The organism is Acinetobacter sp. F16 (genome assembly GCF_052712855.1).
Map to the genome: position 1 here is coordinate 142,795 of NZ_JBRATK010000004.1, position 26,014 is coordinate 168,808.

A 26,014-nucleotide genomic window follows, 5' to 3' on the forward strand; every position below is an offset into this window, starting at 1 on the left:
AGCAGGCATAAGCCATGAGGCGTTATCACTACATCAGGAATAACCTAATGTAAATAATGAATCATAACGCCCTTATTGGCATCATCACTCATTTAAATACTCGACCGAAACCGAGCAATTTTTTTGCAAATCGACTTAGAAAAAACAACTACGCGACCTGTTTTTTCTAAAACGATTGTTCTCTAGTTATAAACCTTATACACCTTCTAAAATGTTGAAAAAATGTACATAAACAAGGCTCTTTTTTTAAATATAACGATGTATCAAATCGTAACATGATATCTCGTTACAATTGATTTTTTTGACACATACCTCTCATAAATTAGCGAAATACATAGTGACTATTTTCATCTAAGCTATGGTGCTTTATTTAATAATTGGATTCAATGTAGACCATAGTCCCAAGCCAACAATTCCAATACAACAAAAGAGAGCGCAACATTTAAATTGGCCCTCTTTATTTAACTCATATCTTAACATTTTAATCTCAACTTTGCAGACTCAAGCTTGAGATTGGCGCTTTAATTATCAATTCGAACAACTTAACTACAATTCAACGAAACCACAATTCAATTTAGCGCCCATTTTAAGTAATCCACTGCTTTGAATCGGCACAAATGGCAAATATACTTACCCGCCCCATACATTTTTTGCATGATTCTATCAATCACCCTGATATTCAAAGCATAAAAAAAGCACACCCTAAGGCGTGCTTTTTTTGACTGCTACAGATTAACCTGCTTGGTCTAACAACATGTTGCGAATGTGACCAATCGCTTTAGTTGGATTCAAACCTTTAGGACAGACTGATACACAGTTCATGATGCCTTTACAACGGAACAAGCTGAATGGGTCGTCAAGACGAGCCAAACGATCTTGAGTTGCAGAATCACGCGAGTCGATAATGAAGCGGTATGCATTCAACAATGCTGAAGGACCCAAGAATTTATCCGGGTTCCACCAGAATGATGGACATGCTGTTGAACAACATGCACAAAGGATACATTCATAAAGACCGTTCAAGTGCTCACGTTCTTCAGGAGACTGTAAACGTTCTTTCGCTGGCGCAGGCTGGTTGTTAATCAGGAATGGCTGGATTTTATGGAATTGATCGTAGAACTGATTCATGTCTACAACCAAGTCTTTAATCACAGGTAAACCTGGTAAAGGACGGATGGTGATTTCATTTGGTAAATCGTTAAGATTCCACAAACAAGCCAAACCGTTTTTACCGTTGATGTTTACACCATCAGAACCGCAAATACCTTCACGACATGAACGACGGAACGTTAAAGATTCGTCTTGTACTTTCAACGCAAGAAGAGCATCAAGCAACATACGGTGCTTGTCAGTCAACTCAAGTTTAAAAGTTTGCATGTATGGTGCTTTATCCTTGTCAGGATCATAGCGGTAGATATGGAATGTACGGATACCTCTACTCATCTGGATTCTCCTGATTAGAATGTACGTGGTTTAGGTGGAATTGGATCAACCGTTAATGGTTGGAAACGTACCGGTTTATATTCAAGATGGTTATCTGCTGAATACCACAAGGTATGTTTCATCCACTCATCATCACGACGACCGTATGAATAAGTTGGGTGATCTGCTGGCAATTCGAAATCTACAACTGTGTGTGCACCACGACATTCTTTACGTGCAGCAGCCGAGATTAAGGTCGCTTTAGCAACTTCATACAAGTTTTCAACTTCTAGCGCTTCAACACGTGCAGTGTTAAAGACTTTAGATTTGTCTTTCAAGTGAATGTTGCGAACGCGTGGCTCAATTGCAAGAATCTGTTTTACACCTTCATCAAGCAGTGCAGATGTACGGAATACACCAGCATGGTCTTGAACGATGTCACGAATTGCATCAGCAACGTCTTGAGCGTTTTCACCTTCAGTGGTTTCATCTAGGTGACGAACACGCTTCATGGTGTTTTCAAGTACAGTTGTAGGCAACGCAACATATTCATCACCGTGGTGTTTAGTCACGTAGTCAATGATGTGTTCACCAGCAGCCTTACCAAATACTACCAAGTCAAGCAGTGAGTTGGTACCTAAACGGTTTGCACCATGTACAGATACGCAAGAACACTCACCAATAGCATAGAAGCCTTTTACGGGTTGAGTATAGTTGTCTGTACCTGGAACTGGAGTAACCACTTGACCATGAATATTTGTAGGGATACCACCCATTTGGTAATGGATTGTAGGCACTACAGGAATTGGTTCTTTAGTGATATCCACGTTCGCGAATTTCTTACCAATTTCAAATACTGATGGAAGACGCTTCATGATGGTGTCAGCGCCCAGATGTGTCATATCAAGTAAGATATAATCACCTTTAGGACCACAACCACGACCTTCTTTGATTTCCTGGTCCATAGAACGTGATACGAAGTCACGTGGCGCCAAGTCTTTCAAAGTCGGTGCATAACGTTCCATGAATGGTTCGCCGTCTTTGTTACGAAGGATTGCACCTTCACCACGACAACCTTCAGTCAACAATACGCCTGCGCCCGCTACACCTGTAGGGTGGAACTGCCAGAATTCCATATCTTGCAATGGAATACCAGAACGAGCAGCCATACCAAGACCATCACCAGTATTGATATAAGCGTTTGTAGATGCACGGTAAACACGACCCGCACCACCAGTTGCAAACAATGTAGCTTTTGCTTGGAATACCGCAATATTACCAGTTTCTTGGTCAATTGCCGTTACACCAAGTACATCGCCATTTTCCGCACGAACAAGATCAAGTGCGATCCATTCTACGAAAAATTGAGTACCCATTTTCACGTTACTTTGATAAAGCGTATGAAGCAATGCGTGACCTGTACGGTCGGCAGCAGCACATGCACGTGGAACTGGTTTTTCACCATAGTTTGCAGAGTGACCGCCGAATGGACGTTGGTAAATTGTACCGTCCGCATTACGGTCAAATGGCATACCCATGTGTTCAAGTTCATAAACAACTTTAGGCGCTTCACGACACATAAATTCGATTGCGTCTTGGTCACCTAACCAGTCCGAACCTTTTACGGTGTCATAGAAGTGGTAGTGCCAGTTATCTTCTTGCATGTTACCAAGAGATGCACCAATACCACCTTGCGCTGCAACAGTGTGCGAACGTGTTGGGAATACTTTAGTCAGCACTGCGACATTCAAACCAGCTTGAGCAAGTTGGTAAGAAGCACGCATACCTGAACCACCACCACCAACGATGACTGCATCAAAAGTGAGGTGTTGAATGTTTGTATAATCTTCTTTAGGGGTTATCGCGCCCATGATATTTTCCTATCAATTCGCCCAAAAAATCTGGATCGCCCAGATTGCATATGCAAATACAGCAATAATTACTGCTGATGTCAGCACTAGGCGTAAACCTGAAGCTGAAGGACCCATTTGACGGGTAGTCACATAGTCAGTGAATACCTGCCACATGCCAATCCAAGCGTGTGCGACAAGAGATAAGACTGCCAACAAAGATAAAACCTTCATTGGTAATGTCATCATAAAGCCAAACCATTGTTCGTAGTTAAATCCGCCATTAATGAGGATCCAACCCAATACCACAACAGTATAAACAGCTAATACCACAGCACTGATACGTTGGATAAACCAATCGCGAGAACCTGAACCCGTAAAACCTGTAGCACTTTTCATTAGAGAACAATCCATACAAATGCTGCAACAATACCGATTGCAGACAAGATCAATGAAATAGTAGCTGCTATACGACCACTTTGCAGTTCTTCGGCAATACCGATGTCTGCAAGTAAATGTTTAACACCCGCAATAAAGTGGAATATTAAACCGGCTACAAATACCCATACGATGAAACGCACAATGAAGCTACCGAAGATTGCCTGAACTTGAGCAAAACCTTCAGCCGAAGACAATGATTTGTCTAAAAGCCACAAAAGTACCGGTACGAGTAAAAATACGATGACACCAGAAAGACGGTGTAGAATTGATGCAATAGCCACAGGGGATTTTAAGTTTACTTCTAAAACTTGACCCATGGACAAATTGACAGGTCTGTTGCTTTTCACAGCGGGCATCCTGTAAGTAAAAACTCCATCCGGAGTTTGTTGGAATTAATTCGAAGGAAAGCTAGCATTGTTAGGTATTTGCACTATCCAGCAATACCTAAACTTAAAACGACAGGGAATTATAAAACGTGAACTATCAAAATACAAACAATCACATTTACCTTTTCTGCAAAAAAGTATTAAATAAGAATCATTAACATAAATTATCTTACTAAAGTAGACATAATAGATCTAAGAAAACATAGCTATATGCTTGGTTTTTATTAATTAAAACATTATTTGATTGATCGCTTTTTGCTTTGATAATTAAATCAATATATTTAGACTAAAGATGAACAAATCATCCTGATGTGTTGCTATCTTTTTATATAATGCGTAATTGCAAGAATAGCTCCTGTATTTATTAAATAAATATAAGGTATTTATACAAAAGTACATATTAGTAACATCATGAAACGAAATAACAACTTAGTCTGTGCATAACTCCATACCCTCTCCTTATCTAGCTCACTATATAGGCCAAAAGCTGGCTTTTTATTACACAATTGATCAATAAAGTAGCATTTTAACTGGGGGAAATAAGCTATTTTCTATACAAACGCACGCTTTTTTGGAGATGATTAATCGCTTTTTATTATGAATAAGAAAGCGACACTTTCTTTAAAGCAATATCGGTAAGTTGCGAAAATTATAATAGTTTAGTCATAAAGACCCTTTGGGAAACCTAAACCACCTAGAGTTTTTAAGAATTAGAACTTGCTTACAATTAAGGCGGTAGCATTATTTTTTTCTGCACCTCAGTCACAATTTGACTTATTATAGTGTGTCGGTGCTGTAATTTTCCTCATCATTATTGGATTATTTTTTGACCAAATCCATGTGAAAACGTCATTTTTTATCCATAAGTATAATTGACAAAATTTCAGTACTCACTAATCTTATAGCAAATTTTTGATCCATCTGATTCGCGCATTAAAAGATTAGTACTACGAGTCGGATAAAACATTCACCAGGACAGGAGATCTATTGAATGTCTGAAGCAACTGGCAAAAAAGCCGTTTTACAGCTTGATGGCAAAGAAATTGAATTACCAATTTACAGCGGCACATTGGGCCCAGATGTAATCGACGTTAAAGATGTGTTGACCTCAGGTCACTTTACTTTTGATCCTGGTTTTATGGCAACAGCTGCATGTGAATCTAAAATCACATTCATCGATGGCGGTAAAGGTGTTCTTTTACACCGTGGTTACCCAATCGACCAGTTAGCAACTAAAGCAGACTACTTAGAAACTTGCTACTTATTGTTAAACGGCGAACTTCCAACAGCTGAACAAAAAGTAGAATTTGATGCTAAAGTTCGTAACCATACTATGGTTCACGATCAAGTTAGCCGCTTCTTCAATGGTTTCCGTCGTGATGCTCATCCGATGGCAATCATGGTTGGTGTAGTGGGTGCGCTTTCTGCGTTCTATCACAACAACCTAGACATCGAAAATGTTGATCACCGTGAAATTACAGCAATCCGCCTGATTGCTAAAGTTCCTACGCTTGCAGCTTGGAGCTACAAATACACAGTTGGCCAACCGTTCGTTTACCCACGCAACGATTTGACTTACGCAGAAAACTTCCTGTACATGATGTTTGCTACTCCTGCAGACCGTGATTACAAAGTTGACCCAATTCTTGCGAAAGCAATGGACCGTATCTTTACGCTTCATGCTGACCACGAACAAAATGCGTCTACTTCTACAGTACGTCTAGCTGGTTCTACTGGTGCTAACCCTTACGCATGTATCGCTGCGGGTATTTCTGCACTTTGGGGTCCTGCTCACGGTGGCGCGAACGAAGCTGTTCTTAAGATGCTTGATGAAATCGGCTCTGTAGAAAACGTTGCTGGCTTCATGGAAAAAGTGAAAACTAAAGAAGTTAAACTTATGGGCTTCGGTCACCGAGTTTATAAAAACTTCGATCCACGTGCGAAAGTAATGAAAGAAACTTGTGACGAAGTTCTTGCTGCTCTAGGCATCAACGATCCACAACTTGCTTTGGCTATGGAACTTGAACGTATTGCGTTATCTGACGAATACTTCATCAAACGCAACCTATACCCTAACGTAGACTTCTACTCAGGTATCATTCTTAAAGCGATTGGTATCCCGACTGAAATGTTTACTGTAATCTTCGCTCTTGCACGTACAGTTGGCTGGATCAGCCACTGGTTAGAAATGCACAGCGGCCCTTACAAAATCGGTCGTCCACGTCAACTTTACACTGGTGAAGTTCAACGTGACATCCAAGGTCGTTAATTCTTTAAGAATTTAATGATTTAAAAAAACCGCCTCTTTGGGCGGTTTTTTTATGGCTCAAAAATACTTTCATTATTCAAAATACCCCAATGAATTACTTTGTCGCTTTAAGCTCAGCATAAAATTACGCTTTTTGAGACAAGAAAGGAATACAGTCCTCATAGGCCTGACACTCTTGACCACGCGCTTTTTTAATAAAATAGTCCTGCACCATCTGTGCCTGCTGTTCAATGCCATACTGCAAAAACAGCTTACCCCGCTCCAAGACATAGCGATATTTACGGTCAAATAGTGCTTTACGCACCACAGCCAAACCCTGCTGTATTTGCCAGACATGGGTCAGCTCATGAATTAGCCATGACTGCTTGGCCAATGTCAGTTTTGAAAAGTCTTCGCTCCAGCTTTGAGGATGAAAATAAATATTGCCATTCGGGCTAATGGCATAATTTTTCATCACTCCACGATGCGCCACAATACTGATCGCATCCAGCTGCAAATGCGCACCAAAAACAGACTGCGCAAGCTGCCTTTCCCCCGGGGTTAATTTGCGATTTTTAATTTCAAAAAACTGATTCAAAGCATGCAATAGAGGTTTCATAAATAATGTCATCTGATCAGGCAATAATCATGCATTTTAGCGTTCTTATTCTCCCATTAATGCTGTAGTTTTTTTGTCTAAATTCGGACTTTTTTTTGTTTTTTTCTCAATTAATTCCGCAATTCGTATATAGTATCGAATTGCTAATTATTGATTAAACATCTATTTGTTTGTCGTCGCGTACACAGCGTTGAACCAATAGCCATAATAAATCATAAGTCTGTGTATATATCCCTATAGGTATAGGATTAAGTTGGAATGAAAAGTTTTAAAATTGCCCTTGCTCAATTCTCTCCGCATACTGGCAATATCGAAGCAAATGCTCAAAAAATGCTTGAACAGGTAAATGAAGCCAAAAAACAAAAAGCTGATTTAATTATCTTTCCTGAGCTTTCAACTGTTGGCTATCCTGCGGAAGATTTATTACTCCGTCCTAGTCTTGCTAAACGTACTCAAACAGCATTTGAGCAACTCAGCCAAGTGAAAGATATTGTGATGGTCTTTGGTTTTGTCAATCAAACTGAAGATGGTCACCGCTATAATGCTGCAGCCGTCATGAAAGATGGTCAAGTGCTGGGTATTTATAACAAGCAAAACTTGCCAAACTATGGTGTATTTGATGAAAAACGCTATTTCAGCGAAGGACATCAGCACCTCGTGTTTGAATATTTAGGTCATAAATTTGGCGTTTTGATTTGTGAAGATATTTGGTCGCTCACTACTGTACAACAATTATCGCAATTGAATGTTGAAACTGCTTTAGTCCTCAATGCTTCGCCTTATGAAGTAGGTAAACCGCAACATCGTCTTACCACCATGAGCGAGCTTGCTAAACAGTTGCAGATTAATTTGGTGTATGCCAACCAGGTCGGCGGCCAGGATGATCTTATTTTTGACGGCACCAGTTTCGTCATCAATAAAGATGGCAATATTGCCTTACAGGCGCCAAGCTTTAAAGAAGATGTTTATTACGCTGAATATGAAGCTGAACAACAGGCTTATAAAGTTGCAACAGTAACGCCTGTTTTAGACACCATGGCTGAAATTTACCAAGGTCTGGTTCTAGCAACGCGTGACTATATTCAACGTTCTGGCTTTCCTGGCGTGATTTTAGGTTTGTCTGGCGGAATTGACTCGGCATTGACGCTTGCAATTGCAGTTGATGCGATTGGTGCAGATAAAGTCCAGGCTGTGATGATGCCATATACTTATACTGCTCAAATCAGTGTGGAAGATGCCGCTGCACAAGCGAAGAATATGGGTGTAACTTTCGGGATTGCCGAAATTAATCCAATTGTAAACGGCTTCATGCAAACCCTGTATCCATTCTTTGGAGACAGCCCTGCAGATACTACTGAAGAAAATTTACAGGCCCGTTCACGTGGTACCCTGTTGATGGCATTATCGAATAAATTCGGTAATCTGGTCTTGTCTACCGGTAACAAATCAGAATTTTCTGTCGGCTACTGTACGCTGTATGGCGATATGGTCGGCGGTTATGCAGTGCTCAAAGACGTTTATAAAACGATTGTATTTGAACTGGCTAAGTACCGTAACAGCATTTCAGAAACTCCAGTGATTCCTGAACGTGTTATTACCCGTCCACCTTCTGCAGAGCTTCGTCCCGATCAAAAAGACCAAGACTCTTTACCTGCTTATGACATTCTAGATGCAATTCTTTATGCTTATATTGAAGAAGATTGCAGTCAAGATGACATTATTGCCAAAGGCTTTAAAAAAGAAGTGGTGGAGAAAGTCATTCGTCTGGTGGATCGTAACGAATATAAACGACGTCAAGCTGCCATTGGCCCGCGTATTAGTTCACGCTCATTTGGCCGCGAACGTCGCTATCCAATCGTGAATGGATGGACACCGGGTGCCTAAGCAGGACTTTGCTCAACAGTTTGCTCAAGCGCTTATGCTTGAGCAGACTCGCTTTATTAAAAAACAATTATTAGCAGAACAAAATAATCCCTATATTGAACAATTTATTCATCATCTTTATACCCATTCAGATCAAGTTTCATTAAAACAATGTATTCAGCTTGAAGCATTACAAGATGTGGTACAAAAATATGCCTTTGAATTGAATTTAGGTGCGGAGATTCTAGAGTTTATAGGGATGGCTGCTCAAAGAATTCATCATCTTGCCCTCAATAGCCAGACTCAAATTAGCGAGCTGCTGTCAGATGAATCTTTTGAATTGTGGATGTACAAGATCCTTGAATTAGACCAGTTACGTGATTACATCCACAGCAATTTACTGCATGCCCCTCAAGTGCAGCATGTCAGTTTGCAACTGGCCAATCAAATCCTTGAAAGTAATACCCCTTGGCTTGATCACCTGCGTAAACTCAATAGCCATGAATATGGTCTGGGTTCTAAAATACTCAGTTTTATTCAAGATCAACAACAAAACATTGAACTCAAACTTGAGCAACAGCTAGCTCAAGCTCTGGTTAAACAACTGGGCAACATCATTTTATTGCCCAATGAAGAACTGGCCGATATCAGCCTGCATTTATGGGATGACATTAAGCAAAGAACCCTGAAAGAAACCTTTTCCCAATTCCAGGCGATCGACTTTGAAGAATTTTTCATCCTGGTTTATGAAACATGGCGACAGTTGCGACAAGGCGAATATTTACAACAGCTTATTTTGGATGTGGTCGCCGTTTTTTATGATTATTTTGCCGACTATAGCCTACAAGAATTATTGCAGTCTGTTGGACTAAATGAAGCTGACTTGCATCAGGAAGCGCTGCGCTTCTTGCCGCATACCATTCAGGCGCTAGAACAACAAGGTCTATTAGACGGGATTCTAAAGCAACTGATCTCGCCTTTTTATCTAAGTGAAAGCACACATCAATTTATTGAGCAGTATATCCAAGATAATTTGTAATTCTTGTTTCATATTTTTTCTTATTTTTATCTAAGCCAAAATTCTTGACCCACAAAAAAAAGAGACCACGCTGAGAGCGTGGTCTATAAAAATGGTGGCTATGACGGGACTTGAACCTGTGACCCCCGCATTATGAGTGCGGTGCTCTAACCAACTGAGCTACATAGCCATAAACTGTGTGCGCATTATCTAAATTTCAATGGGTAGCGTCAAGCCCTTTATTTTACAAGTGTTCAGACTTTAAGCGATTTAAAAAACTTCAGTTAATATTTAAACAAAACCTGCTTTTATTCATGATATTTTTCCTATTATTCTCTCCAAATAACAGTCTCAATAGAGCGAGAAGCATATGAACCCATTCAAATTAACAGCTATAAGCCTGGTTGCTATTGTGATTACAGGCTGCCAAGTGATTTCCCCTCTATTTGTAGACTACAATGGCGTACGCATGGATGTCGCACGCTGGATCAACAACCAGCAACTGCTCAGCATGCAACAAAAACGCAGTCTGGCACAGCTCAGTAAAGCACAGCAAAAATTGTATCGAATTGAACAGATTCCAGAGAATCAAAAATTGGCGGTTGCCAAACAAAACCAGATTGCATTGCACTGCGCATATCAGCATCTAACCGAAGCTAAAATTAGCCAATTACAAGTCATGGTGTTCGGTCAAGACAAGAAAGACGCTATTTTAGAAAAATACGATCAAGAATTTCCGCAAATTAAATTGGCAGCAAGCGCCATTCAGTGTGAATAACTTATTTTTAAATATAAATTTTAAGCATAAAAAAAGGTCACGCTTATAGAAGCGTGACCTATGAAAATGGTGGCTATGACGGGACTTGAACCTGTGACCCCCGCATTATGAGTGCGGTGCTCTAACCAACTGAGCTACATAGCCAAAACTGTGCGCGTATTATCTATTCCAACATGCTTTATGTCAAGAAATATCACACAATAATTGTAAAAAAATAAGTGAAGTGAGCCGATAAGCCGGGTTCTGTCGTGAACGATCATTCCTCTAGGCGCACAATCACTCGTACGCTCAAGCGACCTACCCGAATCCAGCACGGGCCGTGCCTCAGGATTCCTATTTGGTCTTGCTTCTGGTGGGGTTTACCTTGCCGTGAACTGTTACCAGACACGCGGTGCGCTCTTACCGCACCCTTTCACCCTTACCATCTCTCTTGGTCTTTCCGAAGGAAAATTGCAAAGATGGCGGTCTACTCTCTGCTGCACTTGCCGTCGGCTTTCACCGCCCAGGCGTTACCTGGCACCCTGCCCTATGAAGCCCGGACTTTCCTCCCCTGTTTCAATCACGAAGATCTACACAGCAGCGATCGTCTAGCTCACTTCGGGGCGCATCTTATCAAACTTCAGCACTAATTGCTTGTGCTTTTTTGAGCAATCAGTTTTTTATACTTATCCATCAATTGATCTTTTGACTCCACATGCTCTGGGTCATGCGGAATACAATCGACTGGACAGAATAATTGACACTGGGGTTCATCAAAATGCCCGACACATTCGGTACATAAATTCGGGTGAATTTCATAAATGACTTCACCCATAAAAATGGCCTCATTCGGGCACACCGGCTCACACACATCACAATTGATGCATTCATCGGTAATAAATAAAGACACGCTACCAACCTTGTTGCTGTTTCCGTTTAAAGGCTTCAACCACAGCTTGCGGTACAAACTGGGTCACATCACCATTTAAACGTGCTATTTCACGTACTAATGTAGACGAAATAAAAGAATATTGCTCTGAAGGGGTTAAAAACACCGCTTCAAAATTTGAATCAAGGCGACGATTCATATTGGCCAATTGAAACTCGTACTCAAAGTCAGATACTGCACGTAAACCACGAAGCACTGCTGTAGCTTTTTGTTCGCGGAAAAAATTCACCAGCAAACCATCGAAGCCAACAAATTCTACATTGGACAAGTGACTTAAGGAATTTTGTGCCAAATCCACTCGCTCTTCTAAACTAAACACTGGATTCTTATGATGACCAATGGCAATGGCAACCACCACTTCATCAAACATTTTCGCTGCACGTGACACTAAATCGATATGACCATTGGTGATTGGATCGAATGTGCCCGGATAAATAACGCGAGTTTTAGACATCCATTTGTACTCTAGTTTATTGTGTAGATGGTTATTTTAACAAAAACTTGTTTTTTTAGTGAATAATCCTCATAAATTTAAAAAACTTCATCTTGGTTCGAGTTGCGGTACAATAGTAATAAGATTGGAAGTATTAGATTATGGCGAAAGCAAGTATTGTAGTTAAAAAAAATAACGGCGGAACTATTGCACTCAACAAACGTGCCCGCCACGATTATTTTATTGAAGAGAAATTTGAAGCTGGCCTTTCGTTACAAGGCTGGGAAGTCAAATCAATGCGTGCGGGTCGTATGACCATCGTAGAAAGCTATATTACCTTTAAAAATGGTGAAGCCTTCTTGTTTGGTGCACAGGTTCAGCCTTTGCTGAGCGCGTCGACCCATGTGGTTCCTGAAGCGACGCGTACACGTAAACTCTTGTTGAACAAACGTGAAATTGAAAAGCTGATGGGCGCGATTAACCAGAAAGGTTATTCATGTGTTCCACTGGCGTGTTACTGGAAAGGACCAAAGGCCAAGCTTGAAATTGCCTTGGTAAAAGGTAAACAGCTTCACGATAAACGTGCCACAGAAAAAGACCGTGACTGGCAACGAGATAAAGCCCGAATTTTCCATAAATAAATTTTTATGTATAAAACAAAAAACCTCCATCTGGAGGTTTTTTAATACTTACATCAATTTTTAATATTTACATCAATCTGTGCTTATTTTAGTTTACCCAGCAATAAGCCGATATATTCTCCAAACCAGATTGCGGTATCCAGATCACCTTGTGGCGGGGTTGTTTCAACTGGTGCATTATCCGACTGGGTCATTAAGCCTAAAAAGCTCGACATCCGGTTCAAATCCTGCGTGCTACGCCCTGTAGGCATCATCGGTAAGCCTGTCCACAACATGCCATGCTGCATGGCAAACAAATTGATCTGCTGCAACACCGCCAGCTTATCTCCGCTTAACCCGCCACCATTGGTGAAGCCCGCTGCAATTTTGCCTTGCCATGTGCGTGCCAACCAGCGTTTGGAAGACTGCTCCATAAACAACTTCAAAGCAGCAGTCAGGCTTCCCATATAAGTGGGGCAACCAAAAACAATCGCATCAGCCTGATCTAATAGATCCCAGTCCACATGTTCGATGTCCATGGAGTGCACATGAACGCCTGTTTGTTTCGCACCCTGTGCAATAAAAGAGGCAACTTTTGCAGTATGTCCATAGGGGCTGTGATAAACGATAGCAAGAGATTTCGAAGATAAAGACATATCAATAAAAGCAGTAAATTTTAATCGAGTTTAACAGTTTCAAGCCATAAACACGAATGTAGCCATGCGTCCTGTTTTTGCTTCACGGCGATAGGAAAAATACTCTTCCGCTTGCTGGTAGCTACACTGGTCACCACCAAGTACAAGCTCAACCCCCTGTTGCTTCAGAATGAAACGGGCAATGGCATATAAGTCGGCATAAAACTTGGTGGCTTTTTCACTGTTTTTAAAAGCACTTTCCAGTTCAGGATATTTTGGACAGAAAGCCAATTTAACTTCTTCACCAATTTCAAAACATGGCTGACTGATCGCAGCACCTAACCATGCCCAAGTCGGCTGAGTTTGCATGCTCGCAATGGTATTTTCAACAATACCACCCGCCAGTCCTCGCCAGCCGGCATGCAGATTCGCGATTTCCGTTCCATCTGCATTGCCAAGCACGACAGGCAAACAATCCGCAGTCATCATCATCAAGACATGCGCTTTACGCTGAGTGACCAGACCATCACCTTCCAGTGCCTGAAAAGGAATTTCTTCATTGATGGTATGACAAATGGTACTGTGGGTTTGCGTCATCCAGGTGACTTTATCGACGCCGAATTCAGCAAACTCCTGTAGTAACGCCATACGATGCTGTTGTACACGCTTTGCATCATCATGGACATGCAATGCCAGGTTAAATCCTGCAAGTTCAGGCTGGGCAGAAGGTTGAGTTTTTTGATGATGCACTCGTGTCTGCCCAACAAATACGCCTTGTGGAAGTCCTTGAACAAATTGCATGTCTATTTCCTTATGATTCATAGCAAGTGATAAAACAGCTTAGTAGGCTCTATTTTCGCTACGTAACACTTCAACCAGTTGCGCAAAGTCATCTGCCCAAGGTGCTTCAAACATCATTTCTTCACCTGAACGCGGGTGAACCAGACCAAGTTTCGATGCATGTAAAGCTTGGCGCTTAAAGCCACGCAAGGTGTCATTGAGCAAGTCCGATGCCCCTGCAGGCACGCGGATACGGCTCATATAGACCGGATCACCAACCAGGCCAAAGCCCAAATAACTAAAATGCACACGAATTTGGTGGGTACGCCCCGTTTCCAAACGTGCTTGCACACGAGTGAAATGCTGGAAGCGCTCTTTGACGTTGTAATGTGTTACCGCATCTTTCCCGCCCGGCAAGATGGCCATTTTCACGCGATCCACCGGATGACGTTTAATGGGCTCATCAATGGTGCCACCGGCAATAATTTTGCCGTACACCACCAGATCATAAACGCGGTAGACGCTTTTCTTGGCCAATTGCTTGCTTAATGAAAACTGAGATTCCAGATTTTTCGCAACCACCAGCAAGCCGCTGGTGTCTTTATCAATACGGTGTACCAGGCCCGCACGGGTCAACTCAGCCGACTTAGGATAATGATGCAACAAGGCATTGACCAAAGTACCCGAGCTATTGCCCGCGCCTGGATGAACGACCATGCCTACCGGTTTATTGATGACAATAATGTCGTCATCTTCATAAACAATATTCAATGGAATATCTTCAGGCAAGCTTTTGGTTTGAACTTCCAACTCAACATTGAGGGTTAAAAGCTCGTCGCCTTCACATTTATACTTGGGTTTGACAGTGTTACCATTTACCAACAAATGGCCATCTTTCAGCCACTGCTTCAGTTTTTCACGAGAAAAATCGTTCCAAACCAGCGCTGCAACCTGGTCGATACGTTGTCCCAAATAGGTTTCATCCAATTGAAATTGCAACGATAAACGTGTTGCAGTTGAGTCTGAAGTATGGTTATCTGCATCCTCAGAATCTTCAAGTAAATTGAAATCAGTTTCAGGGAAATTAGAATTAGAAGATTGTGCTTGACTCATTTGCTCATTCAGACAAAAGTGGTTTAATAGTGCAATTGTAGCTCATTGCCCGTATTAACAGAGGAATTTTTATGTCGTTACCACGTTATAAAATGACAATGCTTGCTTTATCGTTAGGCGTTGCGTCGGCAATAGCGGGCTGTAGCAGTAATCCAAAGAAAGATGTTGTGGACACAGGACCGCAATCTAGCGAGCAAGTTTATATTCAAAAAGCTGAAAAAGCCCTTGAACGTGGTCAATATACCGACGCGGCTAAGCATCTTGAAGCGCTAGATACCTATTACCCTACAGGTGATTATGCGCAACAAGCACAATTAGAATTGTTGTATGTTAAATTTCAACAAAAAGATTATGAAGGTGCAATTGCCCTTGCCGAACGTTTTATTCGTTTAAATCCACAGCATCCAAATGTGGACTATGCCTACTATGTTCGTGGCGTGGCGAATATGGAACAAAACTATGATGGTTTATTACGTTATACCTCGTTAAAACAGGCACATCGTGATGTCAGCTATCTAAAAGTGGCTTATCAGAACTTTGTCGATTTCATCCGTCGCTTCCCATCAAGCACCTATGCAGTCGATGCAGCACAGCGCATGAAGTTTATTGGCACCGAGCTGGCTGAAGCCGAGATGAATGCGGCGCGTTTCAATATCAAACGTAAGGCATGGTTAGCTGCGGTTGAACGCTCACAATGGGTGGTGGAACATTATCCACAAACCCCGCAAGTGCCTGAAGCTTTAGCCACGATTGCCTATGGTTATGACAAATTGGGTGACAAGCAAACTTCACAGCAATATATTGAAGTGTTAAAACTCAATTATCCAAACCTGGTGAAAGCGGATGGCAGCGTGAATCTTCGTGCTGCACGCAGTGAAGGCAGCTGGATTAACCGCGCAACTTTGGGTGTGTTTGGACGTGAAGCGCAGACTTCAACAGAAGCAGAGCAGCAACAAAACGCTGAAGATGGTGAAAAACGCAGCATCACCAATCGTTTAAGTTTTGGTTTGTTAGATCGACCACAAACTGAAAGCAGCATTCCTGCACCGAATCAGGAAAGCATTGAAGAACCGACGATAGAAGAAGCACCTGCAACCAAATAAGCCAAGCTTACTGGTCGCATTTTCATGAAGGGCAAGTTATCATACTTGCCCTTTTGTTATTTTAACGGATCATATTGATCATTTTGTGCAAAAGGTATACAAATTAACTTTTAACAGCTGATGCACTTTTAACATAGCTAACTTCTGACAGCCTATTTGTCAGCCATTTTTTAATAGATAGATCACAACCCGATTGCATACCTATGGCTATTCCTCAACACACGATTGATCAAATATTAGATCGCACAGATATTGTCGATCTGATTGGTCAGCGCGTGAAACTTAAGAAAACTGGCCGCACCTACTCAGGTTGCTGCCCGTTTCATCAGGAAAAATCGCCATCGTTCCATGTCTATCGAGACAAACAGTACTTCCACTGTTTTGGTTGCCAAGCCAACGGTAATGCCATTCGCTTTTTAATGGATATCGACGGCCGTAATTTTGTCGATGTGATGAAAGACCTGTCGAGTCGAAGCGGTATTGAACTGCCCAAAGACAATCACGATTCAAATAAAATCAAATATAAAAAAAATGAAGCAGTAAAGCCTCAGCCGGTTGCGAAAAAAAGTGAACCGAATACTCAAAATGCTGCAGCGAATTTAGCGCAAAATGCTAATGTCAATACCAATGCCCCTGCACCGATGGCTATGGATCATGACCCTTTTGCAGAATTTCAAATGCAAGAAGATGCCTTCTATGGCAATGATCCATTTGCAGCATTTGATCAAGCGACAGCAGCATTTGAAGATATGCCTCAAGACGGCAATTTATACGACTTGCTGGAAAATATTGCGCTGTATTATGAACAGCAATTACCGCATAGTCAGACTGCTCAGCAATACTTCAAACAGCGTGGTTTAAGTGCTGAAACTATTCAATACTGGCGTTTGGGTTATGCGCCTGAAGACTGGCAGCATCTTGAAAAAGCCTTCCCTCAAGATATTGAAGGTTTAAGACAACTGGGTTTAATTCGTACCAGTGACAAAGGTCGAGATTTCGATCTGCTGCGTGACCGGGTGATTTTCCCGATTCGTGATCCTAAAGGTCGTGTGGTTGGCTTCGGCGGTCGTGCTTTAAATGACGAAATCAAACCCAAGTACATCAACTCACCCGACTCTGAAGTTTTTCATAAAAACCAGTTGCTGTATGGTTTATACGAAGGCCGCAAGCAAAAAGCACAAGACTGGCTGATGGTTGAAGGCTATATGGACGTCATTGCCTTACAGCAATATGGCGTTTTCGGTGCTGTGGCGACCTTGGGTACGGCCAGCAATACTGACCATCTGAATATTTTATTTAAGCAAAATAGTCGCATTACTGTGGCATTCGATGGCGATGCTGCCGGTCAGAAAGCAGCGCGTCGTACTTTAGAAATTGCCCTGCCCTTACTAAATGACGGCCGCGAACTCAAGTTCTTTGTACTACCCAATGACCACGATCCGGATTCCCTGATTCGCCGTGAAGGTTTAGAAAGCTTCCAGCGCATGTTGCAAGCCGCGCCTTTATTGTCCGAGTTTATTTTTGCCCATTTAACTCAAAATCATAACAGCACATCGCCTGAAGGTAAAAGTCAGGTCATGGGCGAGTTAAAACAGCTCACTGAACTATTGCCGAAACATGGTTCTTACCGTTATTTACTGCAGCAATATTTCCGTGAAAAGCTCGGTTACAGTCGCAAGTGGCAACCGCAAGTCAACAATGACGCTTCTTTAAGCTTTAGTACCAAAATTGATGCTGAAGAATATGTGGTTGCGATTCTAATGAATCATCCTTATCTGTATATTCATTTTGAACCGTTACGCGCCTTGATTCTGCATGATCAATTGCTGTTTAAGATTCTAAATATCTTCAATACGATTTTTGATGATTTACCAGATGATCCTGAATTATCGCAATATTATGTCTTGGGTGCATGTGCAAACTATCACCATGATTTACAGCATATTTTACTGCAAACCAATATTAGTGATTACACCTCATCTCCCGAGCAGGCAGATAAACTGGCGGAAGATTTCTCGATTAAACTGCAATACCAATGCTTGCAGCAAAAATTAAAATCGAAGAAATTTACCAGTATTGCTGAAATGCGAAACTTGAAACAGCGAATTTATGAAATTGACCGCAAACGCTCACTGACCCTCATCGACGAATAATCAAGCGCTAAAAACTAAGACCTTAAAAACCAACACCTTAAAAACCAAGACCTTAAAAATCAAGACCTTATTTTTCTTGTTTGGTTTTACGACGCTTGGCAAAAATCTCGTCCAGATCATCACGCATCCATTCAAAACAGCTTGGATCTTCAGCTTTGGCTGCTTGTCGTAATAAGATAGAAGTCGGATGGAGGAGTTTTTGAGTTAAGCGATGTGAAAACTCTTGTAGAACCTGCTCGGCATTTTCACCCGCTGCAATTCGGGACATCGCCAAAGCCAACTCTTCCTGTCTTAAGATTTCACCCTGCTCACGATACGCATGAATAGTACTGCCCGCTTTGTTGATTTTTTGCTGGGTCAGCAATTCTGTAGCCAACTGATTGACCATCACTTCAGCCTCAACAGCCGCTTGGCGACGCTGGGCAAGGTTGTCATTAATTACTCTTTGTAAATCATCAACGCCATATAAATACACGCCATCTAATGATTCAACTTTCGGATCGATATCACGCGGAACAGCCAAATCCACCAACAGCATTTGCTGATAACGACGTTTTTTTAATGCTATTTTAACATCACTATAAGCGATGACCTGATGCAAACTTCCGGTACAGCTTGAAATCACATCGGCACGGTATAAATTTGCAGCCAACTCGGAAAAATCAATAATTTCAACATCTACACGATGGGCAAGTTCCTGCGCCAGTGTTTCAGCACGAGCACGAGTTCGATTGCAAATCAGCACTTTCCCGACACCCATTTCAGCTAAATGCTTCGCGACCAAGCTATTCATTTCACCAGCCGCAACCACCATTACGGTCAATTTTTCAGGTTTGCTAAAGACTTGAAGTGCAAGTTGTGCAACCGCATAACCCATGGAAACCGCATGACTACCTACCGCAGTTTCAGAGCGGACGCGCTTGGCTGCGTAAAAAGCATATTCAAAAATTCGGTTTAAATTGGGAGAAACAGTATGGGCATCTTTCGCCATAGAAAGCGCAGACTTTACCTGTCCCAAAATTTGCGGCTCACCGAGCATCAAGGAATCAAGACCACTGGCGACCCGCATCAGATGTGTTACAGCCTGTGCATCTTCATAGCGATAGACATGATTTAATAATTGTTTAGTATCCAGGCCATTTGCCTGGGCGAGCCAACTCATTACCATGTCTGCATTTTCAGACATCGCATAAACTTCAGTTCGGTTACATGTAGAAACCACGACCATATCATTCAAGTCATGGTTTTGGCTTTGCTCGGCAAGCAATTGCGTTAACTTTTCAGGGTTAAATGCAATCTGTTCACGCAGTTCTACAGAAGCGGTTTGATGGTTGACACCCAGTGCAAAGAAAGACATATCAGATCATCATTTCGCTAAATTTATGCTATTGTGCAATATTGGTGTCATAAAAAGCATTACTTGGATCAAGAAAAATTGCGTCAAACAAATAGCCGAATAAGCGGCGCGACAATTAAGCAATATTCTACCACATTCTTACTTGTGGGTAGCATGGCTTCGAGTGCTCATATTAGAGCATCCGGAGAAATTTATCATGTCAATTCAAACTATAATGCCATAAAACAAAGCATGATTGCCGAGTTTGCACTTGCCTATCACGACATTCCAACAGCATTACATAACTACACCGTGCTTGCAATTAAAAGCAGTTCGACCACGGTTAAACAACGTGCTTTAAATGTTGCACTGGAACAAAATGACCTGAAAGCTGCACTGGATATTGCGACACACTGGGTGGTTCAGGAGCCTACAGATGTTCCGGCGTTATTTTATCTTTCACATATTGCCCTGAAATCGCATGAATATGAACTGGCATCCGAAACGTTAGATAAAATTTTAAATATTGATCCTGATGCAGACCTGGAAAAGATTCTAGTCGGAATTGTGCCGGAACAACCGGAAGACCGAGAAATTCTACTGGATGCTTTAAGCAACAGTAAAGAACGGGACAACCCCTCTGTCCTGGTACTGATTTCAGGCTTAGAAGCACAAAATGGGCAGCTCGAGCAAGCACTGAGTACGGTTAATCGTGCACTTAGAAAACGCCCCAAAGTCACTGGCTTTATCTTGATGAAAGCTAATTTGCTCAGTGCCTTAGGCGATGAAGAAGCCACGTTTAAATGGTATGACAAAGCCAGTCGTAAACATAAATCCAATCTAGAAGTTCGCTTGGCCGAAATTAAATATCTGATTAAACTGAACAAATCTAAAGAAGCTTTGGATAAACTCGAAAATATTTTAAAGAAATGGCCGCATGAGGAAGAAGCCCTTTTCATTGCAGGCTTAACCAGTATTGATTTAGAAGAATACGACAAGGCAGAAAAGTTCCTGGTTGAGCTTCGATATTCTAACCAATATCAAAATGAAGCCTATTATTACTTGGCTGTGAATGCCGAAAGAAAACAGCATTTTGAAACAGCGAAAGCCTATTATCGTTTGGTAGATGGCAGCCTGTACACGGTTTCACGCCGCAACATGATTAATATTTTTTCAGAGCAAAAACAGCTGAGTGATGCACTGCGGTTTTTAACCCAGGAACGCGTGAATTATCCGCAACATGCCAGTTTTCTCTATCAGGCTCAGGCCGATATTTTAAAACGTATGGGCAATAAAAAAGCAGCCATGCGCCTGCTCGATGAGGCCATCAAAAACATCCCTGATGACCCTGAACTGATCTATTCAGAAGTACTTTTGCTCGACGCTTATCAGGATCAGGATAAGCTTGATAAACTATTGAAAAGATTACTCGAAATTGAGCCAAACAGTCCAACCTACCTGAATGCCTATGCCTATACGCTGGCGCTACAAAATAGACGTTTGGATGAAGCTAGACAGTATGTTGAACATGCCTTGGAGTTGGCACCAGAACAGGCGTCCATTTTGGATACGCTCGGCTATATCACCTTTTTACAGAATGACTTTAAAACCTCCGCGCGGGTATTAGAAAAAGCATATGAGATGAGTCAAAGTGTTAAAATTGGGGTGCGTTATGCAAAAGCCCTCTACATGCAAGGCGATGTGACAAAATTTAATCATGTGTTACAACAATTACAAAAAAAACACCCCAATGATCCTCAATTAGAACAACTGAAATCGTTATTGTTACCGCCACACCTGAAAAAGAGTTAATGATCTTTATGCGTATTTTTTCAAAATTCAGCTTAATCCTGATTGCCACAAGCACATTAGTGCTGACAGGTTGCCAACGCTATACCCAGCCTCAAGCTCCAAGCGTTTCCCAAACTCCAGAAGCTGCAAATAATTTCAGCCTGCAAGGTAAAATCGGGGTAAAAACACCGGGACAGTCTGGTAGTGCGTTCTTCACCTGGGTACAACAGCAGGATGAATTTGACATCGAGTTAAGCGGAATTTTGGGTGTGGGTAAAACGCAAATCTCAGGTACGCCAGGTCAGGTCACCTTAAACAGTGCCAAAACCGGACTCATTCAAGCTGCTACCCCAGAAGAATTATTGCAACGCGCCACTGGCTGGCAAGCACCGATCACCCATCTGGTGGATTGGGTTCAAGCCAAACCGGCAACCACACAAGCAAAAATCAGTAAAGATGGGCAAAACCGTCCAATTCAGTTTGTGGAAGACGGCTGGACTGTTGATTTAAGCTATAACGATCAAGCGCAATTACCGAATAAACTGGTTTTAAAGCAGACATTTGAATCCGCTCAGGAAAACCGTATTACAATGGTCATTCAAAATCGCTAAATTTTCAAAAAGTTTAAAATTCTATGATTCGTGTTCCCTCTCCTGCCAAGCTCAATCTTTTTTTGCATATCACAGGTCGTCGTGACAATGGCTATCATGAATTGCAAAGCATTTTCCAACTGATTGATTTAACTGATTGGTTGGAGTTTAGCCAAACGGATGACTTGACGATTTCAATTGATGGCTTGAGCAGTGTCGATTTAGAACAAAATCTAATCTATAAGGCCACACAAATTTTAAAACCCTTTGCCACAAAGCTAACGGGTTTAAAAATTGCCATCGAAAAGAATATTCCGATGGGTGCAGGACTTGGAGGCGGCTCTTCCAATGCTGCCACTACCCTGATTGTGGTAAATCAATTGTGGCAGTGTGGTTTAAGTATTGAACAACTGGCTGAGCTGGGGGTAAAACTCGGTGCCGATGTTCCAATTTTTGTACATGGTCGTAATGCATGGGCTGAAGGCATTGGCGAACACTTAACATTCATAGACTTAGATCAAAAACAATACATTGTGTTAAAACCTGACTGTTTTATCAGCACTCAACTGCTTTTTTCACAAAAAACGTTGACAAGAGACACGAAGCCTACTAAATTTTGCGCCTATCAGTTAACGCCATTTAACTTTGGAAATAACTTTGAGCCTTTGGCCAGAAGTCTATATCCTGAAGTGAATGAAGCGATGCAGTATTTAGACCAGTTCGGTATTGCAAAACTTACAGGTACAGGTGCTTGTGTTTTTACTGAAGTAACTGTCGATATGAATATTGATGAGATTTTAGCTCATTCACCTTGTAAAGCTTACTTGGTCAATAGTTTAAATGAATCACCATTACGTCATTTCAAGGTTATATGATAGGGGTATCGCCAAGTGGTAAGGCACCGGGTTTTGATCTCGGCATCCGTTGGTTCGAATCCAGCTACCCCTGCCATTCATTTCATCTGTAGATTGCTGTATTAGGGGCGTCGCCAAGTGGTAAGGCACCGGGTTTTGATCTCGGCATCCGTTGGTTCGAATCCAGCCGCCCCTGCCATTTAAACCCATCGTTTAAATAAACCTTACAGTGATCAAATTTAGGGGTATCGCCAAGTGGTAAGGCACCGGGTTTTGATCTCGGCATCCGTTGGTTCGAATCCAGCTACCCCTGCCATTTTCTCAAAAAAGACAGAACAGAGTTTGCCGGTTCATTTGTTAATTTACCTTGACATAGACCCGCAAAAATATTAAAGTTCTGCCGCATTAGGGGTATCGCCAAGTGGTAAGGCACCGGGTTTTGATCTCGGCATCCGTTGGTTCGAATCCAGCTACCCCTGCCATCTATTTTCAAACATTCCAACCGCCAAGGGTGCTTCATGCCCAATCTTGTCGTTTTTAGTGGAACTGCACATCCACAATTCGCCCAAAAAGTCGTAAGCCACCTGCACATTCCTTTAGGTGCAGCATCTGTAGGTCATTTTTCTGACGGTGAAATTGCTGTCGAAATTACTGAAAATGTTCGTGGTAAAGACGTATTTCTCGTACAGCCTACTTGTGCCCCAACGAATGACAACCTTATGGAAGTCCTCGTGATGGCCGATGCTTTACGTCGTGCAAGCGCAGGTCGTATTACTGCTGTCATCCCTTACTTCGGATATGCTCGTCAAGACCGTCGTCCTCGTTCAAGCCGTGTGCCAATCACTGCGAAAGTTGTAGCAGACATGCTGACAACTGTAGGTATTGACCGCGTTGTAATGATCGACCTTCATGCTGACCAGATTCAAGGTTTCTTCGACATTCCTGTAGATAATATCTACGGTACTCCTGCGTTACTTGCTGATCTACGTCAACAGCAACACCATAATCTTATGGTTGTTTCTCCAGACGTTGGCGGTGTAGTTCGTGCGCGTGCTGTAGCTAAGCAAATGGGTGATATCGATCTGGCAATCATTGATAAACGTCGTCAAAAAGCAAATGAATCACAAGTGATGCATTTGATTGGTGATGTACGAGATCGTGACTGCGTAATCGTGGATGACATGGTGGATACTGCCGGTACTTTGTGTAAAGCTGCTGATGCACTGAAACAATTTGGTGCTCGCCGTGTGGTTGCCTATGCAACTCACCCTGTACTTTCTGGTAAAGCGCTTGAGAATTTGAAAAATTCTGTACTCGACGAACTTGTCGTGACAGATACCATTCCGCTTTCTCAAGAAGCATTAGAACTTGGTAAGATTCGCCAGGTTTCAGTCGCTAGTATGGTTGCTGAAACAATTCGTCGTATTAACAACGAAGAATCTATTAGCGCAATGTTTGATAGTTATCTATAATACAGCGCTAAATTTTAAAAGCCCTGCCCTCTGGTAGGGCTTTCTATCACTGAACTGGTCGAAGGTTCAGTCAATTAAACTCAATGAGGAAATGTCATCATGGCAAACTTCGTATTAAATGCAGTAGCTCGTGACGAATCAGTACAAGGGAAAGGTTCGAGCCGCCGCCTTCGTCTAGAAAACAAAGTTCCAGCAATCATTTACGGTGGCGAAGCTGCTCCTGTAACTGTTAGTTTAGAACTTCGTCAACTTGTTAAATTTCTTGAAGACAATTCTTTCTTTGAAGAAGTGATTGAAATTCAAGTGGGCGACAAAGTTGAAAGCGTTAAAATCCAAGCTTTACAACGTCACCCAGCTAAAAACACGCCTATGCACGCTGACTTTAAACGCGCATAAGTGTTAACGGTATAATTAGTGTCAAAACTTTCGCTAATTGTCGGTTTGGGCAATCCTGGTAAGGAATACGCCCAAACCCGCCATAATGCAGGCTTCTGGTTTGTTGAACGCCTTGCTGAAGCTTATGGCATTTCCCTCAAAGCGGATCCTAAATTCTACGGAATTAGCGGTCGCGGTAATATTGAAGGTCAAGACGTTCGTCTGCTTTTACCCACAACCTTTATGAATGCCTCTGGCAAAAGTGTTGTGCCCTTCGCAAAATTCTATCAAGTTGCCGCAGAAACGATGCTGATTGCGCATGATGAATTGGATATGAATCCTGGTGTCATTCGCCTAAAAACAGGCGGCGGTCACGGTGGTCATAATGGTTTACGCGATATCGTTCCACATCTAGGTTCTAATTTCCATCGCCTGCGTATTGGTATTGGTCATCCTGGTTCAAAAGAACGTGTATCCGGACATGTCCTCAGCAAAGCGCCAAGCAGCGAACAGGATTTAATGGATGATGCCATTGCACACGCTTTATCCCGCATTCAATTGCTGGTAAACGGTGACATACAGCAAGCCATGAATCAAATCAATGCTTATAAACCAAACTGATCATTCCATAAATTGTTGAAAAATCCTGCTTGCCATGTTGCTTTTTTCGGAGCAAAATGCGCTTTCTGCGGATTACTGATCCAGTAAGAAGTGATTTGATTTAACCATAAGATAAAATCTTAGGCCCACTAAGGAGACGCTAGCCATGCTATCTCGTTTATTAAAAGCTAAAATTCACCGTTGTGTCGTTACACAAGCAGAATTACATTATGAAGGTTCTTGTGCAATTGACGGCGTATTATTGGATTTAGCCGGTATCCGCGAATATGAAGAAATTCATATGTGGAACGTGACTAATGGTAAGCGTTTTACCACTTATGCAATTCGTGGTGAAGAAAACTCAGGCATTATTTCAGTGAATGGCGGCGCTGCCCTTCAAGCTGATGTTGGTGATCTGATGATTATCGCAACATTTGGCGATTTCACTGAAGCTGAAGCTAATGCTCATAAACCACGTCTGGTTTATGCCAATCCAAACAATACTGTCAATCACACTGCGAACTGTATTCCTGTTCAAGTGGCTTAAAATTTAAAGATATTAAAAGCTCGCCATATGCGGGCTTTTTTATTGTCTGCCAATTTTCA

General features: G+C 41.9%; 25 protein-coding genes, 6 tRNA genes and 1 other RNA gene. 18 read left to right on the forward strand and 14 right to left on the reverse strand.

Annotation, left to right across the window (positions count from 1 at the left end; translation table 11 throughout):
• Positions 1-732: 732 nt before the first annotated feature.
• From ACU0NF_RS04025 to sdhC, 4 genes are read right to left on the reverse strand one after another with little or no spacing between them, the layout of a single operon-like run.
• Positions 733-1,443: a succinate dehydrogenase iron-sulfur subunit gene (locus tag ACU0NF_RS04025; RefSeq protein WP_131383037.1), complete on the reverse strand. Its 711-nt coding sequence runs from the start codon at positions 1,441-1,443 to the stop codon at positions 733-735.
• Between the two features lie 14 nt (positions 1,444-1,457).
• Entirely contained in the window at positions 1,458-3,293 is a 1,836-nt protein-coding gene (gene sdhA / locus ACU0NF_RS04030) for a succinate dehydrogenase flavoprotein subunit (RefSeq protein WP_131383038.1), read from the reverse strand.
• A gap of 12 nt (positions 3,294-3,305) precedes the next feature.
• Positions 3,306-3,671: a succinate dehydrogenase, hydrophobic membrane anchor protein gene (gene sdhD, locus ACU0NF_RS04035; RefSeq protein WP_131266831.1), complete on the reverse strand. Its 366-nt coding sequence runs from the start codon at positions 3,669-3,671 to the stop codon at positions 3,306-3,308.
• Complete coding sequence (sdhC, locus tag ACU0NF_RS04040; RefSeq protein WP_165492581.1) at positions 3,671-4,069, reverse strand: succinate dehydrogenase, cytochrome b556 subunit; 399 nt, start codon at positions 4,067-4,069, stop codon at positions 3,671-3,673. Before sdhC ends, sdhD begins: the two co-directional genes overlap by 1 nt.
• A gap of 1,021 nt (positions 4,070-5,090) precedes the next feature.
• On the opposite strand from sdhC, the gene gltA reads away from it, so the two are divergent.
• Positions 5,091-6,368 (forward strand): citrate synthase, encoded by a 1,278-nt coding sequence (gltA, locus tag ACU0NF_RS04045; RefSeq protein ID WP_131266836.1) that lies wholly within the window; start codon positions 5,091-5,093, stop codon positions 6,366-6,368.
• 124 nt (positions 6,369-6,492) lie between these two features.
• Here the strand turns inward: gltA and ACU0NF_RS04050 are convergent, their stop codons facing one another.
• Entirely contained in the window at positions 6,493-6,978 is a 486-nt protein-coding gene (locus tag ACU0NF_RS04050) for a type IV secretion protein Rhs (protein WP_445660212.1), read from the reverse strand.
• A 246-nt stretch (positions 6,979-7,224) separates the two neighbouring features.
• Between ACU0NF_RS04050 and ACU0NF_RS04055 the strand changes: the two genes are divergently transcribed.
• Positions 7,225-8,850, forward strand: a complete 1,626-nt coding sequence (locus ACU0NF_RS04055; protein ID WP_445660213.1) for an NAD+ synthase — start codon at positions 7,225-7,227, stop codon at positions 8,848-8,850.
• Positions 8,843-9,868 carry a hypothetical protein gene (locus ACU0NF_RS04060; protein ID WP_445660214.1) on the forward strand — a complete coding sequence of 342 codons (1,026 nt, stop codon included), beginning with the start codon at positions 8,843-8,845 and terminating at the stop codon, positions 9,866-9,868. The genes ACU0NF_RS04055 and ACU0NF_RS04060 overlap by 8 nt, the downstream gene beginning before the upstream one ends.
• A gap of 92 nt (positions 9,869-9,960) precedes the next feature.
• Here ACU0NF_RS04060 and ACU0NF_RS04065 read toward each other — a convergent pair.
• Positions 9,961-10,037 (reverse strand) — tRNA-Met (locus ACU0NF_RS04065).
• A 180-nt stretch (positions 10,038-10,217) separates the two neighbouring features.
• Here ACU0NF_RS04065 and ACU0NF_RS04070 point away from each other — a divergent pair.
• Complete coding sequence (locus ACU0NF_RS04070; RefSeq protein WP_445660215.1) at positions 10,218-10,625, forward strand: hypothetical protein; 408 nt, start codon at positions 10,218-10,220, stop codon at positions 10,623-10,625.
• A gap of 67 nt (positions 10,626-10,692) precedes the next feature.
• Here the strand turns inward: ACU0NF_RS04070 and ACU0NF_RS04075 are convergent.
• From ACU0NF_RS04075 to coaD, 4 genes are all read right to left on the reverse strand, one after another.
• Positions 10,693-10,769 (reverse strand) — tRNA-Met (locus tag ACU0NF_RS04075).
• Between the two features lie 72 nt (positions 10,770-10,841).
• An RNA gene (rnpB, locus tag ACU0NF_RS04080) (RNase P RNA component class A) lies at positions 10,842-11,224 on the reverse strand.
• A 26-nt stretch (positions 11,225-11,250) separates the two neighbouring features.
• Positions 11,251-11,514: a YfhL family 4Fe-4S dicluster ferredoxin gene (locus ACU0NF_RS04085; protein ID WP_445660216.1), complete on the reverse strand. Its 264-nt coding sequence runs from the start codon at positions 11,512-11,514 to the stop codon at positions 11,251-11,253.
• Between the two features lies 1 nt (position 11,515).
• Positions 11,516-12,007: a pantetheine-phosphate adenylyltransferase gene (coaD, locus tag ACU0NF_RS04090; RefSeq protein ID WP_445660217.1), complete on the reverse strand. Its 492-nt coding sequence runs from the start codon at positions 12,005-12,007 to the stop codon at positions 11,516-11,518.
• 140 nt (positions 12,008-12,147) lie between these two features.
• On the opposite strand from coaD, the gene smpB reads away from it, so the two are divergent.
• Positions 12,148-12,627 (forward strand): SsrA-binding protein SmpB, encoded by a 480-nt coding sequence (gene smpB / locus ACU0NF_RS04095; RefSeq protein WP_131383044.1) that lies wholly within the window; start codon positions 12,148-12,150, stop codon positions 12,625-12,627.
• 83 nt (positions 12,628-12,710) lie between these two features.
• Here the strand turns inward: smpB and ACU0NF_RS04100 are convergent, their stop codons facing one another.
• The 3 genes from ACU0NF_RS04100 to rluD are packed head-to-tail and all read right to left on the reverse strand — an operon-like array spanning position 12,711 to position 15,134.
• Positions 12,711-13,262 carry a flavodoxin family protein gene (locus ACU0NF_RS04100; protein ID WP_445660218.1) on the reverse strand — a complete coding sequence of 184 codons (552 nt, stop codon included), beginning with the start codon at positions 13,260-13,262 and terminating at the stop codon, positions 12,711-12,713.
• A 39-nt stretch (positions 13,263-13,301) separates the two neighbouring features.
• Positions 13,302-14,042, reverse strand: a complete 741-nt coding sequence (gene pgeF, locus ACU0NF_RS04105) for a peptidoglycan editing factor PgeF (RefSeq protein WP_445660219.1) — start codon at positions 14,040-14,042, stop codon at positions 13,302-13,304.
• Positions 14,043-14,081: 39 nt separating this feature from the next.
• A complete protein-coding gene (rluD, locus tag ACU0NF_RS04110; protein ID WP_445660220.1) occupies positions 14,082-15,134 on the reverse strand; it encodes a 23S rRNA pseudouridine(1911/1915/1917) synthase RluD in 1,053 nt (350 codons plus the stop codon).
• Between the two features lie 71 nt (positions 15,135-15,205).
• On the opposite strand from rluD, the gene ACU0NF_RS04115 reads away from it, so the two are divergent.
• Positions 15,206-16,237, forward strand: a complete 1,032-nt coding sequence (locus tag ACU0NF_RS04115; RefSeq protein ID WP_445660221.1) for an outer membrane protein assembly factor BamD — start codon at positions 15,206-15,208, stop codon at positions 16,235-16,237.
• A 203-nt stretch (positions 16,238-16,440) separates the two neighbouring features.
• On the forward strand, positions 16,441-18,390 hold the full coding sequence (locus ACU0NF_RS04120) for a DNA primase (protein ID WP_445660222.1): 1,950 nt from the start codon (positions 16,441-16,443) through the stop codon (positions 18,388-18,390).
• Between the two features lie 67 nt (positions 18,391-18,457).
• Here the strand turns inward: ACU0NF_RS04120 and hemA are convergent, their stop codons facing one another.
• Positions 18,458-19,747: a glutamyl-tRNA reductase gene (gene hemA, locus ACU0NF_RS04125; RefSeq protein WP_445660223.1), complete on the reverse strand. Its 1,290-nt coding sequence runs from the start codon at positions 19,745-19,747 to the stop codon at positions 18,458-18,460.
• Between the two features lie 78 nt (positions 19,748-19,825).
• Between hemA and ACU0NF_RS04130 the strand changes: the two genes are divergently transcribed.
• From ACU0NF_RS04130 to panD, 11 genes are all read left to right on the forward strand, one after another.
• On the forward strand, positions 19,826-21,538 hold the full coding sequence (locus ACU0NF_RS04130) for a tetratricopeptide repeat protein (RefSeq protein WP_445660224.1): 1,713 nt from the start codon (positions 19,826-19,828) through the stop codon (positions 21,536-21,538).
• An 8-nt stretch (positions 21,539-21,546) separates the two neighbouring features.
• Positions 21,547-22,128: a lipoprotein insertase outer membrane protein LolB gene (lolB, locus tag ACU0NF_RS04135; protein ID WP_445660225.1), complete on the forward strand. Its 582-nt coding sequence runs from the start codon at positions 21,547-21,549 to the stop codon at positions 22,126-22,128.
• A 23-nt stretch (positions 22,129-22,151) separates the two neighbouring features.
• Entirely contained in the window at positions 22,152-22,982 is an 831-nt protein-coding gene (gene ispE, locus ACU0NF_RS04140; protein WP_445660226.1) for a 4-(cytidine 5'-diphospho)-2-C-methyl-D-erythritol kinase, read from the forward strand.
• 1 nt (position 22,983) lies between these two features.
• Positions 22,984-23,058: transfer RNA gene (locus ACU0NF_RS04145), tRNA-Gln, on the forward strand.
• A 27-nt stretch (positions 23,059-23,085) separates the two neighbouring features.
• Positions 23,086-23,160, forward strand: a tRNA-Gln gene (locus ACU0NF_RS04150).
• Positions 23,161-23,202: 42 nt separating this feature from the next.
• Positions 23,203-23,277: transfer RNA gene (locus tag ACU0NF_RS04155), tRNA-Gln, on the forward strand.
• Between the two features lie 91 nt (positions 23,278-23,368).
• A tRNA-Gln gene (locus ACU0NF_RS04160) sits at positions 23,369-23,443 on the forward strand.
• Between the two features lie 36 nt (positions 23,444-23,479).
• On the forward strand, positions 23,480-24,433 hold the full coding sequence (locus ACU0NF_RS04165; RefSeq protein ID WP_131383054.1) for a ribose-phosphate pyrophosphokinase: 954 nt from the start codon (positions 23,480-23,482) through the stop codon (positions 24,431-24,433).
• 99 nt (positions 24,434-24,532) lie between these two features.
• Positions 24,533-24,829, forward strand: coding sequence for a 50S ribosomal protein L25 (gene rplY, locus ACU0NF_RS04170; RefSeq protein WP_131266865.1), 297 nt, complete (start codon positions 24,533-24,535; stop codon positions 24,827-24,829).
• A gap of 18 nt (positions 24,830-24,847) precedes the next feature.
• The gene (pth, locus tag ACU0NF_RS04175; RefSeq protein WP_445660227.1) at positions 24,848-25,429 is read left to right on the forward strand and encodes an aminoacyl-tRNA hydrolase; all 582 of its coding nucleotides are present in this window, start codon (positions 24,848-24,850) and stop codon (positions 25,427-25,429) included.
• Positions 25,430-25,574: 145 nt separating this feature from the next.
• Positions 25,575-25,955, forward strand: a complete 381-nt coding sequence (gene panD / locus ACU0NF_RS04180; RefSeq protein ID WP_067723997.1) for an aspartate 1-decarboxylase — start codon at positions 25,575-25,577, stop codon at positions 25,953-25,955.
• The last annotated feature ends 59 nt before the right edge of the window (positions 25,956-26,014 follow it).